At 64.2% G+C, this 16,207-nt stretch carries 13 protein-coding genes and 1 tRNA gene; 4 read left to right on the top strand and 10 right to left on the bottom strand.

Annotated elements, in window-relative coordinates; genetic code table 11:
• Nucleotides 1–33 precede the first annotated feature (33 nt).
• A complete protein-coding gene (locus tag BLU88_RS10885; RefSeq protein ID WP_092013620.1) occupies nt 34–324 on the top strand; it encodes a YciI family protein in 291 nt (96 codons plus the stop codon).
• 132 nt (nt 325–456) lie between these two features.
• Here BLU88_RS10885 and BLU88_RS10880 read toward each other — a convergent pair whose 3' ends face one another.
• The 5 genes from BLU88_RS10880 to rpsA form a co-directional block, all read right to left on the bottom strand.
• On the bottom strand, nt 457–1,524 hold the full coding sequence (locus BLU88_RS10880) for a TerC family protein (RefSeq protein ID WP_092013617.1): 1,068 nt from the start codon (nt 1,522–1,524) through the stop codon (nt 457–459).
• A 186-nt stretch (nt 1,525–1,710) separates the two neighbouring features.
• The gene (uvrB, locus tag BLU88_RS10875; protein WP_092013614.1) at nt 1,711–3,843 is read right to left on the bottom strand and encodes an excinuclease ABC subunit UvrB; all 2,133 of its coding nucleotides are present in this window, start codon (nt 3,841–3,843) and stop codon (nt 1,711–1,713) included.
• 90 nt (nt 3,844–3,933) lie between these two features.
• On the bottom strand, nt 3,934–5,109 hold the full coding sequence (coaE, locus tag BLU88_RS10870; protein WP_092013611.1) for a dephospho-CoA kinase: 1,176 nt from the start codon (nt 5,107–5,109) through the stop codon (nt 3,934–3,936).
• 9 nt (nt 5,110–5,118) lie between these two features.
• A complete protein-coding gene (locus BLU88_RS10865) occupies nt 5,119–6,942 on the bottom strand; it encodes a hypothetical protein (RefSeq protein WP_092013608.1) in 1,824 nt (607 codons plus the stop codon).
• A gap of 46 nt (nt 6,943–6,988) precedes the next feature.
• The gene (rpsA, locus tag BLU88_RS10860) at nt 6,989–8,473 is read right to left on the bottom strand and encodes a 30S ribosomal protein S1 (RefSeq protein ID WP_039207480.1); all 1,485 of its coding nucleotides are present in this window, start codon (nt 8,471–8,473) and stop codon (nt 6,989–6,991) included.
• A gap of 206 nt (nt 8,474–8,679) precedes the next feature.
• Between rpsA and BLU88_RS10855 the strand changes: the two genes are divergently transcribed.
• Nucleotides 8,680–9,519: a class I SAM-dependent methyltransferase gene (locus tag BLU88_RS10855; RefSeq protein ID WP_092013605.1), complete on the top strand. Its 840-nt coding sequence runs from the start codon at nt 8,680–8,682 to the stop codon at nt 9,517–9,519.
• 8 nt (nt 9,520–9,527) lie between these two features.
• Here the strand turns inward: BLU88_RS10855 and BLU88_RS10850 are convergent, their stop codons facing one another.
• Nucleotides 9,528–9,848 (bottom strand): hypothetical protein, encoded by a 321-nt coding sequence (locus BLU88_RS10850; RefSeq protein ID WP_092013602.1) that lies wholly within the window; start codon nt 9,846–9,848, stop codon nt 9,528–9,530.
• Between the two features lie 54 nt (nt 9,849–9,902).
• The gene (gene polA / locus BLU88_RS10845) at nt 9,903–12,566 is read right to left on the bottom strand and encodes a DNA polymerase I (protein WP_092013598.1); all 2,664 of its coding nucleotides are present in this window, start codon (nt 12,564–12,566) and stop codon (nt 9,903–9,905) included.
• A gap of 42 nt (nt 12,567–12,608) precedes the next feature.
• On the opposite strand from polA, the gene BLU88_RS10840 reads away from it, so the two are divergent.
• Nucleotides 12,609–13,070, top strand: a complete 462-nt coding sequence (locus BLU88_RS10840; protein ID WP_092013595.1) for a PaaI family thioesterase — start codon at nt 12,609–12,611, stop codon at nt 13,068–13,070.
• Between the two features lie 116 nt (nt 13,071–13,186).
• On the opposite strand, the gene BLU88_RS10835 is transcribed toward BLU88_RS10840, so the two are convergent.
• Nucleotides 13,187–13,807, bottom strand: coding sequence for an ANTAR domain-containing response regulator (locus BLU88_RS10835; RefSeq protein ID WP_035320143.1), 621 nt, complete (start codon nt 13,805–13,807; stop codon nt 13,187–13,189).
• A gap of 178 nt (nt 13,808–13,985) precedes the next feature.
• Between BLU88_RS10835 and BLU88_RS10830 the strand changes: the two genes are divergently transcribed.
• Nucleotides 13,986–14,067, top strand: a tRNA-Leu gene (locus BLU88_RS10830).
• 65 nt (nt 14,068–14,132) lie between these two features.
• Here the strand turns inward: BLU88_RS10830 and BLU88_RS10825 are convergent.
• Together BLU88_RS10825 and BLU88_RS10820 are read right to left on the bottom strand one after the other, a co-directional pair.
• Nucleotides 14,133–14,687: a GNAT family N-acetyltransferase gene (locus BLU88_RS10825; RefSeq protein WP_197678130.1), complete on the bottom strand. Its 555-nt coding sequence runs from the start codon at nt 14,685–14,687 to the stop codon at nt 14,133–14,135.
• The gene (locus BLU88_RS10820; protein ID WP_092013589.1) at nt 14,644–16,017 is read right to left on the bottom strand and encodes a dicarboxylate/amino acid:cation symporter; all 1,374 of its coding nucleotides are present in this window, start codon (nt 16,015–16,017) and stop codon (nt 14,644–14,646) included. Before BLU88_RS10820 ends, BLU88_RS10825 begins: the two co-directional genes overlap by 44 nt.
• Nucleotides 16,018–16,207: the final 190 nt, after the last annotated feature.

The raw sequence follows: 16,207 nt of genomic DNA, 5'->3' as shown, positions 1-16,207 counted from the left end.
TCCATCCTATTGCTCGACACCAAGGAGTCACATATGCCGGTCTTCGCCGTCACCTACCACTACGGACCTGATACCGATACGCGGATGGAGCACCGCCCTGCTCACCGTCAATGGCAGGCGGAGATGAATGAGGCCGGGACGATTCTCGCATCCGGTCCCTTGGACGATGATCCGCAGCCGGGAGGACTGCTCATCCTCAGCGCCGCCGACCATGCGGAGGTCGAAGGTCACCTGGCTGCCGACCCCTATGCGTCGCTCGGTGTCATCGAGAAGACGGACATCCGCGAGTGGACTCCCGTGTTCGGGCCCTTCGCACAGGGCTGAGCGCCTTCCTGCCGGTCCGGGTCTGCCCGGACCGAACTGACACGGGCGGGGTCCGTCTCGAGTGATCGAGACGGACCCCGCCCGTTCTGTGCCGACACCGAGGCGGTCTCGGCACGTCCGGGTCCGGTCGGCTCAGGCCTCTTCGGACTCGTCGGACTGTTCTGCTCTGATGTCCTTGAAGGAGATTCCGTCCTTCTTCATCTTGATCAGTGAGGCGACCGTGGCCACCACCATTGCCAGGACGATGACCGTCAGGGACAGCCACGTCGGCACTTCGGGGATCGAATGGCCCCACGAGAGGAACTCCCAATCGCTCGAGTGCAGAGCGTGGATGACGAGCTTGACGCCGATGAAGGCGAGGATCGCAGCGATTCCGTAGTGGAGGTAGACGAGCTTGTCGACGAGTCCTCCGAGCAGGAAGTACAGCTGACGCAGTCCCATGAGGGCGAACACGTTCGCGGTGAACACGAGGAACGCGTTCTGGGTGACGCCGAAGATCGCCGGGATCGAGTCGAGCGCGAACATCACATCGGTCGAGCCGATGGCGATGAACACGATGAACATCGGGGTCCAGTAGGTCTTGTTGTCGTCGAGAACCACACGCAGCTTGTTGCCATGGTATTCGTCGACGACGTTGATCCGCTTCCGCAGGAACCGAATGAGGCCGTTTTCGCCGTCGCCTTCGTCTTCGGAGCTGAATGCCTGCCGGTAGGCGACGACGAGGAGGAAGATGCCGAAGACGAAGAAGACTTCGACGAAGGCGCTGATGATCGCCGCACCCGCGACGATGAAGATGCCGCGGAAGACGATGGCGATGATGATGCCGACCATGAGCACTTCCTGCTGGTACTTACGCGGTACCGAGAAGCTGCCCATGATGATGATGAAGACGAACAGGTTGTCGATGCTCAACGAGTATTCGAGCAGCCAGCCGGTGAGGAATTCGCTGCCATGCTGGGCGTCGCCGATGGCGAAGAGCGCACCGGCGAAGACAAGAGCCAGGGCGACGTAGAAGGCGACCCAGATGCTCGCCTCCCGCATCGACGGGGTGTGTGGTCGCTTGATGACCAGGAGAAGGTCGAAGACGAGGATCGCAACGACGATGATTCCCGAGGTGATCATGAACCATACGGGAATCGGAGATTCGCTCGCTGCAGCGGCGTTGCCGCCGGCTGCGAGCGTGGAGGACAGAATATCCATGGATGCCTTTCGTGGTGAACAGGATGTATCCGTGTCGAAAGTCTCTCCCACGCGGTGAATCTGCGTGCGCTCCGCGTCCGGACCCTTTGAAGGGTCGTGGTGACGACCGCGGATGGACGGGATACTCCCTTTCGCCAGCACACCAGTATAAACATGCGAGCATCACTCGCGCGTCACCGGTGCGGCTCAGGCGTGACCGGCCTCCTTCATCTGGCGCAGCTCCTGCTTGAGGTCTGAGAGTTCATCGCGCAGACGTGCGGCGAGCTCGAACTGCAGCTCTGCGGCCGCCGAATGCATCTGCGAAGTCAGCGATTCGATGAGCTCGGTGAGGTCGGCTGCCGGCGGACGCAGCGAGCCGGGTTTGCCGGCGGCTTCTCGCTGTTCGTCGGTCAGAGTCGAGTTGTAGCCGCGCTTGCCCTTGCCGTAGTCGAATTCGGTGAGCAGCTCTCGAGTGTCCTCGTCCTCTCGCTGCAGACGTTCGGTGATGTCTGCGATCCGCTTGACCAGCGGGGCCGGGTCGATTCCGTGCTCTTCGTTGAAGGCGATCTGGATGGCGCGTCTGCGGTCGGTCTCGTCGATGGCGGTGCGCATCGAGTCCGTGATCGTATCGGCGTACATGTGCACTTGGCCGTTGAGGTTACGGGCGGCACGTCCGATCGTCTGGATGAGCGATGTCGATGACCGGAGGAAGCCTTCTTTGTCGGCGTCGAGGATCGCTACGAGGGAGACTTCTGGTAGGTCGAGGCCCTCGCGCAGCAGGTTGATGCCGACGAGCACATCGAACTCACCGGCGCGCAGCTCTGTGAGCAGCTCCACACGTCGCAGCGTGTCGACATCTGAGTGGAGGTACTGGACGCGGATGTCGTGTTCGAGCAGGTAGTCGGTGAGGTCTTCGGCCATCTTCTTCGTCAGAGTCGTCACGAGCACACGCTCGTTCGCATCGACGCGTGTCTTGATCTCATCGAGTAGGTCGTCGATCTGTCCCTTCGTCGGTTTGACCTTGATCTCTGGGTCGACGAGGCCGGTGGGACGGATGATCTGCTGGACGAAGCCGTTGGCGTTGCCGAGTTCGAAGTTGCCGGGCGTGGCGGACAGGTACACGCTCTGTCCCACCCGCTCCCGGAATTCGTCGAACTTCAGCGGCCGGTTGTCCATGGCGCTGGGCAGGCGGAATCCGTGTTCGACGAGGGTGCGCTTGCGCGACATATCGCCTTCGTACATGCCGCCGATCTGCGGGACCGTGACATGGGATTCGTCGATGACGAGGAGGAAGTCCTCGGGGAAGTAGTCGAGCAGACAGTTCGGTGCCGATCCGGGGGCGCGGCCGTCGATGTGCCGGGAGTAGTTCTCGATGCCGGAGGTGAAGCCCATCGATTCCATCATCTCGAGGTCATATGTGGTGCGCATCTTCAGCCGCTGGGCTTCGAGCAGCTTGTTCTGCGTCTCGAACTCGCTCAGCCGCTTCTGCAGCTCCTCCTCGATCCCGCTGATCGCGGTGGCCATCCGGTTCTCTCCGGCGACGTAGTGGCTGGCCGGGAACACGTGGATGGTGTCCTCGTCGCGGACGATCTCACCGGTCAGCGGGTGGAGGGTCTGCAGCGATTCGATCTCGTCGCCGAAGAATTCGATGCGCAGCGCGAGCTCCTCGTACTGCGGGATGATCTCGACGGTGTCTCCGCGGACGCGGAAGGTGCCGCGGGTGAAGGCCATGTCATTGCGGGCGTACTGCATGGATACGAAGCGTTTGAGCAGTTCATCCCGGTCGCATTCGTCGCCTTTGTGGAGGGTGACCATCCGGTCGACGTACTCCTCCGGTGTGCCGAGACCGTAGATGCACGACACGGTCGAGACCACGACGACATCACGCCTGGTCAGCAGCGAGTTCGTGGCCGAGTGCCGCAGACGTTCGACTTCGTCGTTGATCGAGGAGTCCTTCTCGATGAACGTGTCCGTCTGAGGCACATAGGCTTCCGGTTGGTAATAGTCGTAGTACGAGACGAAGTACTCGACGGCGTTGTTGGGCAGCAGCTGTCGGAACTCGTTGGCCAGCTGCGCGGCCAGGGTCTTGTTCGGTGCCATGATCAGCGTCGGTCTCTGCACCTGTTCGATGAGCCAGGCCGTCGTCGCCGACTTTCCCGTACCGGTGGCGCCGAGGAGGACGATGTCCCGCTCTCCCGCGTCGAGCCGGTCGGAGATCTCCTTGATCGCCGTCGGCTGATCACCGGAGGGCGAGTACTCGGAAACAACCTCGAAGGGCGCCACTTCGCGGGTGACGTCGGGGCGGTGGCCGATCGCTGGCAGGGGGCGTTCTGAGCTCATAGTCCAACCCTAGCCCCCGCCCCTGACATTGGGCAGGCCGGAGCCGGTACGACATCGGCGGCGACGTGCCTGCAGCCGTGTGACACCGCGTCAGTCGAAGCTGTCGGGGACGAGCCTGCGACGCATCTCGAGGAAGTAGGGTTCCTTCGACTCCGCATATTTTCGTATCGACTCTGCGTTCGTCCCGCCCGCCGTCTCAGCTTCGGCCATGAGTTCGCGCTTGACCTGCAGGTAGCGGTCCCGCTCCCCTGTGTCCTCGGTGAGCAGGTCCCGGAATGTGCGGGCGAAGCGCGCACCGACGGAATCCGTCGTGCGCACATGAAGATTGACTGCCCGACCCGGGTCTGTGTTCGCGTGGAACCATTTCGGCTCTGTTCCGCCTTCACCGAGGTGGTCGCTCAATTCTGCACCGGGATACCCGAGCTCGGCCAGGCGCGGTACCAGCTCCCGGGCTGCGGTGAGGTCGGGGACGAGGAGCTGCAGGTCGATGACGTCCTTGGCGGGCAGCCCCGGCACCGAGGTGGAGCCGATGTGCTCGATGGCGAACTCGTCGCCGGTGCCGTGCCTCAGCTTTGCGAGCACTCGCTGTGCATCTCCTGCCCAGTCCGCGTCCGCGGGGTCGATGAGTTCGAGGGCAGCCTTCGGTGCTCGCTGCCCGGCCGCGAGATTGGCGGCGAAAGGACGGATCCGCAATTCGATGAGACGGGCGACCGCGGCCTTCGTCTCCTCCACCTCACCGGAGTTGTCGATGATGACGTCACAGGCCGCTCGTCGCGTTTCGTCATCGGCTTGGCGGGAGATCCGTGCGGCGGCATCATCGCGGTCCATTCCGCGGGAGTCCATGAGCCGCTGCAGCCGCACCTCGGCGGGCACGTCGACGAGGAGGTTGAGGTGGTAGGCCGGTGTCATGGAGTTCTCGACGAGCAGCGGCACGTCGTGGACGACGATCTCGGTGTCGGAATGCTCGGCGAAGTGCTCAGCGGTGCGGTCGCGGATCGCCGGATGCATGAGCCCGTTGAGCTGTGCCGTGTGTTCGGAATCGACGAAGGCTGCCGACGCCAGCGCCGCTCGGTCGAGCGAGCCGTCGGTGTGCAGCACCTGCGACCCGAAGACCTCTGCCAGTCTCTCGAGCAGAGGCTGTCCGGGTTCGACGACTTCGCGGGCGATCTTGTCTGCGTCGACGAGCACTGCCCCGTGTTCGACGAGCATTGCGGACACCGTTGACTTTCCGGCGCCGATTCCGCCGGTGAGACCGATTCTCAGCATGGGTTCATCCTACTGATCCAGTCGGTAGACCCGCACTCCCTCGTCGGTGAATATCGGATCGCCGACGGCGGTATCGAGGAATTCCGCGTACTCTCCCTCGCCTCCCGGCAGAAGCGGCGCTTCGGGGGCGAGGACGATGAAGTCGACTCCGGATTCCCGCAGATCGGCGATCGCCGAGGCGACTTCCGGACTGTCGGCGTCCGGCATGGGCTCCCCGTCGAAGACGGACCCGTGCAGCAGTTCGTCGAGGGCGTCCTCGGGAGCGGAATAGGTCACCGGCGATTCCGGGCTCGACCCGATGAAATAGCCGCCGGTCTCTCGATAGCGGAATCCGCTGACCGACTGCCACACCATGGCTTCGTCGGCGTGGGGCTCGGCCCATGCCAGCGGGCGGGGAAAGGTCTTGACGACGGATCCGGCGGGGACCACCTCGGCGATGGATTCGGTATAGAAGGCGGGAACGGTGACTTCGTGTGCGGTCTGCGGACCGGGGATGACGGCCACGGCGGCGAGGACGAGCAGGATGAGGAGGGCGCGGGCGCGCCGCAGCCTGCGGTGCTTCAGTGCCCATTGGACGCCGATTCCCAGTACCGCGAACAACGCGATCGTCGTGTGGAGGACGAGGCGCATGGGCAGGATGTTGTTGAGTACGGGAATCGCTTCGATGAGGGCGAACGGGCCGGTATCGACGAATACGCGACCGCCCAGGAGGACCGGGGACCCCAGCGCCAGCAGGAAGACGAGGAGACCGGTCGCGCCTGCGATGCGCACCGGAGCTGCGTGCGCGGATCGGCGTCCGAGGCCGATGACGATGAGCACGGCCGCCGCGAGGGCGGGTGCGCCGACGTAGGCTCCGAGTTCGGCGGGGTCGATGTCCATGATCCGTGGCAGCGGGGACACTCCGAAGCTCAGCCAGGCCGGGGCCGCGGGCAGGAACGGGTCGAGCAGGTCCGTGTTCCACACTCCGTGCGGGCGGATGGCGCCGGAGGGGGCGTTCGGGCCGGTCATCGTCACCAGCAGCGGGATCGCGCACAGGAGTGCGATGATCCCGGCGATGGCGGAGCCGAGACCGAGAGCCAGCCAGGGCCGAGCGCCGAAGAGGCGTCGGCCGAAGACGGCGAGGCTTGCCAGAAAGCACAGTGCGGCGAGGAATGTTCCGGCCAGGACTTCGGTGGAGACGTAGAACTGGAAGCCGAGGAGGACCCCGAAACCTCCGCCGAGCAGCCAGAGCCGGCGGCGGCGCAGCAGTGAGCGGCCGTGTGGGGTCGTGGTCCGTCCGAGGTCGAGGAGAGCGAGGATCACCCAGGCGGTCAGCGGCGGGGTGACGATATAGCCGAGGTTCGGGTGTCCGCCGAGTTGGGCGATGACATAGCTGGAGAAGCCTACCCCGCCGGCGGCGATGAATGCGGGCACACGGTCGAGGAAGCGGCGGAACAGCACCGCCGTGGCGAGGCTGCCCAACACCGGGAAGGCGAGGATGAGCAGGTTGTAGCTCACAATGGGTCCTGCCAACCAGGTCACGGGAGCAAGCAGGATCGCGAAGCCGGCCAGAGAGGTGTTCCACGCGCCGTTGACTCCCCCGCCGAGGGTGTTCATCGATTCCGTAAACAGCAGGCTGCCCGTCTGTCCCGGCCCGAACCCGAGGGCCTCGGCGAGCACTTGAGCGCCGTGTCCGAGCCACCAGATGAACAGGGACGTGTCGTCGTTCGAGGCGACGACGCTGCCGCCCGGGTCCGCGGCGACGGAGCCGAAGACGGTCAGGCTGCCGACGCAGAGGATGACGGTGTACCACAGCCAGGGGCGCAGGCACGCTCGAGGCGTGGGGGCATACACAAAGGGCTCCCGGCCTTCCGACCGGGAGCCCAAGTGGTGGCTGCTATCAGCTGCCTGCAAGCTTCTCACGCAGGGCTGCGAGAGCTTCGTCGCTGGCCAGGGTGCCCTCGTCGCTCGCCTCTTCGGAGGAGAACGATCCGGTGGCCGGAGCGGCGTCGGCAGAACCGACGGCATCGGCTGCGGAAGCCTCGGCGTCCGCTGCGATGGCCTTGGCGACCTGCTTCTTGTGCTCTTCCCAGCGTTCCTGAGCGGCGGCGTACTGCTGCTCCCAGGTTTCGCGCTGAGCCTCGTAGCCCTCGACCCATTCGTTGGTCTCGGGGTCGAAGCCCTCGGGGTACTTGTAGTTGCCGTCCTCGTCGTACTCCTGCGGCATGCCGTAGAGAGCCGGGTCGAGGAACTCTTCGGCCTCGGGGTCGACGCCTTCGTTCGCCTGCTTCAGCGACAGCGAGATGCGGCGGCGTTCGAGGTCGATGTCGATGACCTTGACGTAGATGGTCTCGTCGACCGAGACGACCTGCTCGGGCAGATCCACGTGGCGCACGGCCAGCTCGGAGATGTGGACGAGGCCTTCGATGCCGTCTTCGACGCGCACGAATGCACCGAACGGAACGAGCTTGGTGACCTTGCCCGGCACGATCTGTCCGATGACGTGCGTGCGAGCGAAGTGCTGCCAAGGATCTTCCTGGGTGGCCTTGAGCGACAGCGAAACGCGCTCACGGTCCATGTCGACATCGAGGACCTCGACGGTGACCTCGTCACCAACGGTGACGACCTCACCCGGGTGATCGATGTGCTTCCAGGACAGTTCGGAGACGTGGACGAGTCCGTCGACACCACCGAGGTCGACGAACGCACCGAAGTTGACGATGGAGGACACGACACCAGGACGGACCTGGCCCTTCTGCAGGGTCTGCAGGAAGTCGTGACGGACGGCCGACTGGGTCTGCTCGAGCCAGGCACGGCGCGACAGGACCACGTTGTTGCGGTTCTTGTCGAGCTCGATGATCTTGGCTTCGACCTGCTGGCCGATGTAGGGAGCGAGATCGCGGACGCGACGCATCTCGACCAGGGAGGCGGGCAGGAAGCCGCGCAGTCCGATGTCGACGATCAGGCCGCCCTTGACGACCTCGATGACGGTGCCGGTGACAACGCCGTCGTCTTCCTTGATCTTCTCGATGTCGCCCCAGGCGCGCTCGTACTGAGCACGCTTCTTCGACAGCATGAGACGACCCTCTTTGTCTTCCTTCTGAAGAACGAGGGCTTCGATTTCGTCCCCGACCTCGACGACTTCGCCGGGATCGACATCGTGCTTGATGGAAAGCTCACGTGCGAGGATGACGCCTTCCGTCTTGTATCCGATGTCGACGAGGACTTCGTCACGGTCGACCTTGACGACTTCGCCCTCAACGATGTCGCCATCGTTGAAGTACTTGATGGTCTCATCGACGGCGGCGAGGAAATCCTCAGCGGTTCCGATGTCGTTGACAGCGACCTGCTTCGGCTGCACCGATTCCGGCGTGGTGGTGGTCATATAGGTAGGGACTCCGATGGAATATTGGTCCAGATCCGGTACCCTGGCGGCAGGTCGGGAAAGTTGCCGCAAGAACCGAATCCGGTCTCGATTGCGAATTTGGACTTGTATGCACAGGCGCATACGGTTGTCAATGCTAGCACCTTCTTGGGCGTGAATGCACGCCGAAGAGTCGAATCATCACCACCTGGGGCCACGGAGGAACCATGAGCGAAGGAACTGACGGAGCCGAGGTCATCAGCGGTGGCTATCTCCCGATCGACGAAGAGGCTTCAGTCCGGGCCAATCGCAGCTACTGGGACAACTCTGCAGAGGAGTATCTGGCCGAACACGGCACGTTCCTCGGCGCTTCGGATTTCATCTGGTGTCCCGAAGGAATTCACGAATCCGATGTGCGGCTCCTCGGTGACGTCGACCGGAAGCAGGTGCTCGAGGTCGGCTGCGGTGCCGGCCAGTGCTCCCGGTGGCTGGCCGAACAGGGAGCGATCACCACGGGCGTCGATGTCTCCGCCGGAATGCTCGAGCAGGCGTCGCGTCTGCAGCGCGAGCATCCCCTGAGCACCGAGGCGACTCCCCCGACGTTCCTCCTCGCCGATGCCCGGCAGCTGCCGTTCGCGTCGAACAGCTTCGACGGAGCGTTCTCCTCCTATGGCGCCCTGCCCTTCGTCAAGGACGCCGAGGTCGTCTTCGCCGAGGTGGCCCGAGTCCTGCGCAGCGGCGGGCAGTGGGTCTTCTCGACGACTCACCCGATGCGATGGATGTTCCCCGACGTTCCCGGCGAGGCCGGCCTGACCGTCGAATACTCGTATTTCGACCGCACCCCGTACGTCGAACTGTCTTCTGACGGTCAGCCGGTCTACGCGGAGCACCACCGGACGATGAGCGATTGGGTCAGTCTCCTCGTCGATGCCGGCTTCACAATCGATTCGGTGACCGAACCCGAATGGCCCGAAGAGAATCGGACAGCGTGGGGAGGCTGGTCGCCGCTGCGCGGAGCGCTCATGCCCGGTACCGTGATCTTCTCCACCACCCTGCACAAGGGCTGATACGCGGCTCAGCCGAGCACGCTGAAGTCACCTGCCGGTCCCCCGCGCCCCGTCAGTGCGGCGGGGGCACGGCTGCCTGTCCCTCCCCTGACCGCGAGTCCGACGGCGATCTCCGATGTGTCCCGCAGCGCGGGGTCGGAAACTGCGGGCCCGACTCCGATCGCAGCGGCGATGTCGATGCCGTGGCCGACGAGGCTCCGGACATCCCATCCACTCAGCCCCGGCGCATCCCACTGGGAATCGTCGATCGTGCACAACGGGGAACAGATCCACCTGCCGGCTGTCGCGAAGTTCTCCAGCTCGCGTGCATCTTCGGTTTCGGTCGCCATGCCGTCAGCCTAGGTGAAACGCGCGGAGCTTTCGCCTATCGCTGTGCAATCCACTCAGTGAGCGGCGGCATGCCAGGAACGGCCGGTGCCGACGTTGACGTCCAGGGGCACATCGAGTTCGAATGCCGAACCCATCTCCTCTGTGACGATCGTCTTCACCTCATCGATCTCGTCGGGACGGACGTCGACGATGATCTCGTCATGGACTTGCAGCAGCATCGGCGACTGCAGACCCTGCAGCCGATCGGCGACCTTGAGCATGGCGATCTTCATGATGTCGGCGGCCGAACCCTGGATCGGTGCGTTGAGTGCGGCGCGTTCGGCCATGTCCCGCAGCTGTCGGCGGTCGCTGTGCAGCGCCGGCAGATAGCGGCGGCGGCCCATGATGGTCTCCGTGAAGCCCTTCGCGCGGGCCTGCTCGACGATGTCGTCGAGGTAGTCCTTGACGGCTCCGAAGCGCTCGAAGTACTGGTCCATCAGTCCCTTGGCCTCGTCGACACCGATCGCCAGCTGCCGTGAGAGCCCGTAGGCGGAGAGTCCGTAGACCAGCCCGTAGGACATGGCTTTGACCTTCGACCGCATCTCGGAGTCCACCTCGTCGATGCCGACCCCGAAAACCTTCGAGCCGACATAGGAGTGGAGGTCCTCGCCGTCCTTGAACGCCTGGATGAGCGCGGCGTCGCCGGACAGGTGTGCCATGATCCGCATTTCGATCTGGGAATAGTCGGCGGTGAGCAGAGTCCCGTCCGACACCTCGGGGTCGGCGATGAAAATGTCGCGGATGCGTCGGCCCGATTCCGTCCGCACCGGGATGTTCTGCAGGTTCGGGTCCAACGACGAGAGCCGTCCGGTGGCGGCCACGGTCTGCTGGTACGTGGTGTGGATGCGGCCGTCGTCGGCAACGGTTTTGAGCAGTCCGACGACGGTCTGCTTGAGCTTCGTCGAATCCCGGTAGGCCAGCAGGTGCTGGAGGAAGGGGTGTTCGGTCTTGACGAACAGTTCGGCCAGGGCTTCGGCATCCGTCGTATAGCCGGTCTTCGTCCGCTTGGTCTTGGGCATATCGAGTTCGTCGAAGAGCACGGTCTGCAGCTGCTTGGGGGAACCGAGGTTCACCTCGTGGCCGATCGCATTGTAGGCCTCTTGTGCACTGGCTTCGGCCTGTTTCGTGAATTCCTCGATGAGATTCGACAGTCCGGCCTCGTCGACGGCGATTCCGGTCGATTCCATGCGCGCGAGCACGGGCACGAGCGGCAGTTCGATATCGCGGTACACCTGCGTCATGTTCGCGTCGTCGAGCGCCTTCGCGAGCACCTCGTGGACTTCGAGCAGGGCGGCGGCGCGTTGGCCGTGAGTGGTCACCGCGGCATCCGAGTCGAGGTCGAGGGCGAGCTGCCCGGAATCGGATTCGGGTTCGCTGAGGTCGATTCCCGCTCGGTCGGAGGCGATCTGCCCGAGTTCGTAGGAGCGGGCGTCGGGAACGAGCAGGTAGGCGGCGAGAGCCGTGTCCCCGGCGATATCGGTCACGGACAGTCCCATCGACTCCCAAGCTTTGATCTGCAGCTTCGAGCTGTGGAGGATGAGCGAATGTCCGCCCAGCGCGGAACCGAGCTTGCCGATCTCCTTCTGCCCCGCCTCGGCGAGGTCGACGACCCATGCCTGCCCGGGTTCGGCGGAGACTGCGAGGGTGCGTGCCTGACCATGGCCGAGCTCGAAGGAGGCGTCGGAATCGAGCGCCAGCACATCATGGCCGGCAATCTTCGTCAGCAGAGCGTCGATGTCGACGGCCTCGATGTTCGTCTCCCGCGCCGGTGCCGGCTCGGCTTCGGTCCCCGCTTCGGGGAAGATCGCGGCCAGACGCTTGCCGAGGGCTTGGAATTCGAGCTGATCGAACAGGCTCGACAGTTCGGCCGGGTCGCCTTCGCCCCAGGCCAGGTCATCGAACTCCAACCCCAGATCGACGTCGTCGAGGAGGCGGTTGAGTCGGTAGTTCCGCTCCACCTCGGTGACATGATCGCGCAGCTTCTCGCCGACCTTGCCGCCGATGGAATCTGCGTTCTCCAGCACTCCGGGCAGGTCTCCATGGGCAGTGAGCCATTTGGCGGCGGTCTTGTCACCGACTCCCGGCACGCCGGGCAGATTGTCAGCCTTCTCACCGACGAGCGCGGCCAGTCCCCTGTAGTTCGCGGGGCTGACCCCATACTTCTCCTCGACAGCGGAAGGAGTCATCCGATTGAGGTCGCTGACCCCGCGCTTCGGGTAGAGGATCGTCACTCGGTCGGATGCGAGCTGGAACGAATCCTTGTCACCGCTCATCACCTCGACGGCGACTCCGGCCTCGGTGCCCATCCTCGCCATCGTTGCCAGGGCGTCGTCGGCCTCGAAACCCTCCTTCGTCACGACCCGGATGCCCATCGCCGTGACGATGTCCTTGATGAGGTCGATCTGCGGATGGAACTCGGGCGGAGTCTTCGCCCGACCGGCCTTGTACTCGGGGTATTCCTCGAGGCGGAAGGTCTGGCGTCCGAGGTCGAAGGCCACGGCCGCATGGCTGGGCTCTTCGTCGCGCAGGACGTTGATGAGCATGGAGATGAAGCCGTATATGGCATTCGTCGTCTGGCCGGTGCTGGTGGAGAAGTTCTCGACCGGCAGGGCGTGGAAAGCCCGGTAGGCCAGGGAGTGTCCGTCGATGAGCAGGAGGGATTCGTTTGAGTGACTCACATGGCATAGCCTAGCGTTCGAAGCTGACTTGAAGGAGAACCGATGCTGCGACCCGACGTGTCCCTGACCGCTCACACCACCTCTGAGGAGTTCGACACGCTGCTCGAGCAGCTGCGCGCACCGGGTTCCGGTGGTGAGCTGGCCGAGAGGATGGGAATCGAGTTCGTCGAACTCGCCCATGACCATGTGGTGGCCACTGCTCCTGTCGAGGGGAATCGGCAGCCGATGGGTCTCTTCCACGGAGGCGGACACGTCGTTCTCGCCGAGTCACTGGCCTCGATGCATTCGTTTCTGCTCTCCGGCGGCAAGAACGTCGTCGGCGTGGATCTCAATGCCACTCATCTGCGTGCCGCTCGTGAAGGTGTGGTCACCGGTCGCGCCGAGGTGCTCCATCAGGGTCGCACGATCGTCTCGCATGAGGTGAAGATGACCGACGAATCGGGTCGGCTGCTCTCGATCGTGCGGATCACGAACATGATTCTCAAGACCGAACCGAAGGGCTGAGGCGAAAGCTTCCTCTGCGTTTGCTCCCGCAACGAAAGCAGAGGGCCGGCGAATCCATCTCGGATTCGCCGGCCCTCTCAGGTTTCGGGTTCGGACCTGTCTGGTCCGGAAGGTCGTTACTTCTTCGAACCGATCTGCTTGAGCACGGTCTCGGCGACCTCGCGCATCGTCAGGCGACGGTCCATCGAGGTCTTCTGGATCCAGCGGAAGGCCTCGGGCTCGCTCAGCCCCATGGAGGTCTGCAGGAGGCTCTTTGCTCGCTCGACGAGCTTGCGGGTCTCGAAGCGTTCGGTGAGATCGGAGATCTCCGATTCGAGCGAGCTGATCTCGGCATGACGCGAGAGCGCGATCTCCAGGGCCGGGATGAGGTCGGCCGAGGTGAACGGTTTGACGACATAGGCCATGGCGCCGGCATCGCGGGCACGCTCGACGAGCTCCTTCTGCGAGAAGGCGGTGAGCAGCACGACGGGGGCGATGCGGGCGCGGGCGATGCGCTCGGCTGCGGAGATTCCGTCGAGGATGGGCATCTTGATGTCCATGACGACGAGGTCCGGGCGCAGCTCCTCAGCCAGGCGGATGGCGGATTCGCCGTCCGCAGCCTCACCGACGACGTCGTAGCCGACCTCGCGGAGCATTTCTACGATATCGAGACGAATCACGGCCTCGTCTTCGGCCACGACTACGCGGCGGACCGGCACGGACTCATCTGAAGTTGATTCTTCGCTGTTTGAAAGCACGTCACCAGTCTAGACCAGGCGCTCAGCGTCGTGGCCAGCGGACCGGCAAGTTTCTTCTGTGAGGGTGCCCACGGCCGGTGACGACGGCCACCGGAGCGTATCGATTGTGCAATCGGCCCGCCCACACAGTAGAATCGTCCCCGTCGCGCAGGCGGTCTCCCGGGACAGCTGGTGACGAGCCGGATTGGCGGAATCGGTAGACGCGGTGCACTCAAAATGCATTGTCGAAAGACGTGCGGGTTCGAGTCCCGCATCCGGTACAGACGAAGGCACTGTCGACCATGATGTCGACAGTGCCTTCTGCGTTTTCCGGCGGCCGGTGGCGTCAGCGACGCAGGTCGAGGGAGTACAGGAGCGTATCGAACCGCTCCTGACCGACCGCCACGAAATCCGGTAGCCGACCGTATCGGGTGAAGCCCAAGGATTCGTAGAGGCCGATGGCAGCCGCATTGTCACCGCGCAGGTCGAGGGTGATGACTTCTGTTCCGCGACGATGCGCCGCCCGAATGAGCGCTTCCATCAGCCCCTTCCCCACTCCCCGGCCCTGAGCCTCCGGAGCGACCGCGACCTTCTCGATGTCGACATGAGGCCGGAAGGTCGGTCGGGTGTAACGGTGCCAGAAAGCAAACCCGGTGATCTCGTCGCCGCTGCGAGCAATGGCCGCGGCCGCTTCCCCGGCCACTGTGCCTGCGGCCAGGCGTTCGACGAGTTCGCCGATCTCTGCGGTCGCGGGTGCACTCACCCAGCCGAGGGCTGCTCCCCCATCAACGAGACGGCCGAGCAGCGATGTCACTTGCTGGACATCGTGCTCGGCCAGCCCCTCGGCGGAGAGGAGATCAACTCTGGGAGCTGGCACCCTCGGTGCGGGTCTCGTCGACATCTGCCTCCTCCTCGGTCGGAACGTAGCCGTTGATGCGCGGGGCATCGAATCGTTCGACGTCCAGGATCTCATGGCGCTTGGCCACGATGGCGGGGACGAGTGCCTGACCGGAGACGTTGAGCGCGGTGCGGCCCATGTCGACGATCGGTTCGATGGCCAGCAGCAGACCGACGCCTTCGAGCGGCAGACCCAGGGTCGACAGGGTCAGCGTGAGCATCACGGTCGCACCAGTCGTACCGGCCGTGGCGGCCGAGCCGATGACGGCGACGAAGACGATGAGCAGGTATTGGATGAGAGAGAGGTCGATGCCGAAGAACTGGGCGACGAACACCGCAGCGATGGCCGGGTAGATCGCTGCGCAGCCGTCCATCTTCGTCGTCGCACCGAAGGGCACGGCGAAGGCGGCGTAGGAGTGGGGCACTCCGAAGTTGTCGGTGGCGACCTTCTGCGTCACCGGCATGGTGCCGATCGAGGACCGAGAGACGAAGCCCATCTGAGTGGCCGGCCAGACTCCGGAGAAGTACTGGCGCACGGACAGTCCGTTCGCCCGGGCCAGGGCCGGGTAGACGATGAAGAACACGATCGCGAGGCCGATGTAGACGGCGACGACGAACCACAGCAGCGATCCCATCGTCGACCAGCCGTAGGAGTTCACGGCGTTGCCGATGAGGCCGAGCGTACCGATCGGAGCGATGCGCACGATCCACCAGACGACCTTCTGGACCACGGCCAGGGCCGCCTCAGTGAACTCGAGGAACGGTTCTGCGGCCTTGCCGACCTTGACAGCCGCGATGCCGATGGCACCGGAGACGATGATGAGCTGGAGGATGTTGAAGTTGACCTCGGAGGTCACGGCTCCGGACTCATCCGGTGCGGTGGCCACCTCGAGTCCGAGGAAGTTCACTGGGATCAGTCCGGTGAGGAAGCCGAGCCAGCTGCCCTGGGAGTCCGGTGCACCGGCGCTGAGCGAAGAGGCATCGGCGTGGGCGCCGGGCTGCATGACGACGCCGATGATGAGTCCGAGGACAACGGCGATGAGGGCGGTCAGCGCGAACCACAGCAAGGTCGACATCGCAAGCCTGGCGGCATTGGTGACCTTGCGCAGGTTGCCGATGCTAGCGATGATCGCGGTGATCACCAGCGGTACGACGGCGGCCTTGAGCAGGGTGACATATGACGAGCCGATGGTGTCCAGGGTCTGGCCGAGCCAGTTGTCAGCGTTGTCGCTGACTGGTCCCCAAGAGCGGGCGATGAGCCCGAGGATGACACCGACGATGAGTGCGATGGTCACCTGCACTCCGAAGGACTTGCTCCACGCGGGCAGTCTCATTGAATTCCTCTCCTAGCGGGTCCTCCCCTCTGAGATCCGCAGAGAGGATTAGGCAACAGAGAGCACAACTGTTGAGCAATCTGGGAAATTCCATGAATTGGTGTGATCCGCATCGCACTCCGGGCTCACGCATCGCGCAACCCCGGACCCCCACCCCACACACCTGCGGACACAGAGACGCCGCCGGCGC

Origin of the sequence: Brevibacterium siliguriense (assembly GCF_900105315.1) — a bacterium.
In the GTDB taxonomy this organism is placed as follows: domain Bacteria; phylum Actinomycetota; class Actinomycetes; order Actinomycetales; family Brevibacteriaceae; genus Brevibacterium; species Brevibacterium siliguriense.
This window is presented reverse-complemented; position numbering and strand designations above follow the sequence as displayed.

Coding starts and splice junctions, on each gene's coding strand:
- BLU88_RS10820 (WP_092013589.1), bottom strand. CDS start 16,017: ATGAGACTGCCCGCGTGGAGCAAGTCCTTCGGAGTGCAGGTGACCATC.
- BLU88_RS10825 (WP_197678130.1), bottom strand. CDS start 14,687: ATGTCGACGAGACCCGCACCGAGGGTGCCAGCTCCCAGAGTTGATCTC.
- BLU88_RS10880 (WP_092013617.1), bottom strand. CDS start 1,524: ATGGATATTCTGTCCTCCACGCTCGCAGCCGGCGGCAACGCCGCTGCA.
- BLU88_RS10855 (WP_092013605.1), top strand. CDS start 8,680: ATGAGCGAAGGAACTGACGGAGCCGAGGTCATCAGCGGTGGCTATCTC.
- BLU88_RS10850 (WP_092013602.1), bottom strand. CDS start 9,848: ATGGCGACCGAAACCGAAGATGCACGCGAGCTGGAGAACTTCGCGACA.
- BLU88_RS10885 (WP_092013620.1), top strand. CDS start 34: ATGCCGGTCTTCGCCGTCACCTACCACTACGGACCTGATACCGATACG.
- coaE (WP_092013611.1), bottom strand. CDS start 5,109: ATGCTGAGAATCGGTCTCACCGGCGGAATCGGCGCCGGAAAGTCAACG.
- uvrB (WP_092013614.1), bottom strand. CDS start 3,843: ATGAGCTCAGAACGCCCCCTGCCAGCGATCGGCCACCGCCCCGACGTC.
- BLU88_RS10840 (WP_092013595.1), top strand. CDS start 12,609: ATGCTGCGACCCGACGTGTCCCTGACCGCTCACACCACCTCTGAGGAG.
- rpsA (WP_039207480.1), bottom strand. CDS start 8,473: ATGACCACCACCACGCCGGAATCGGTGCAGCCGAAGCAGGTCGCTGTC.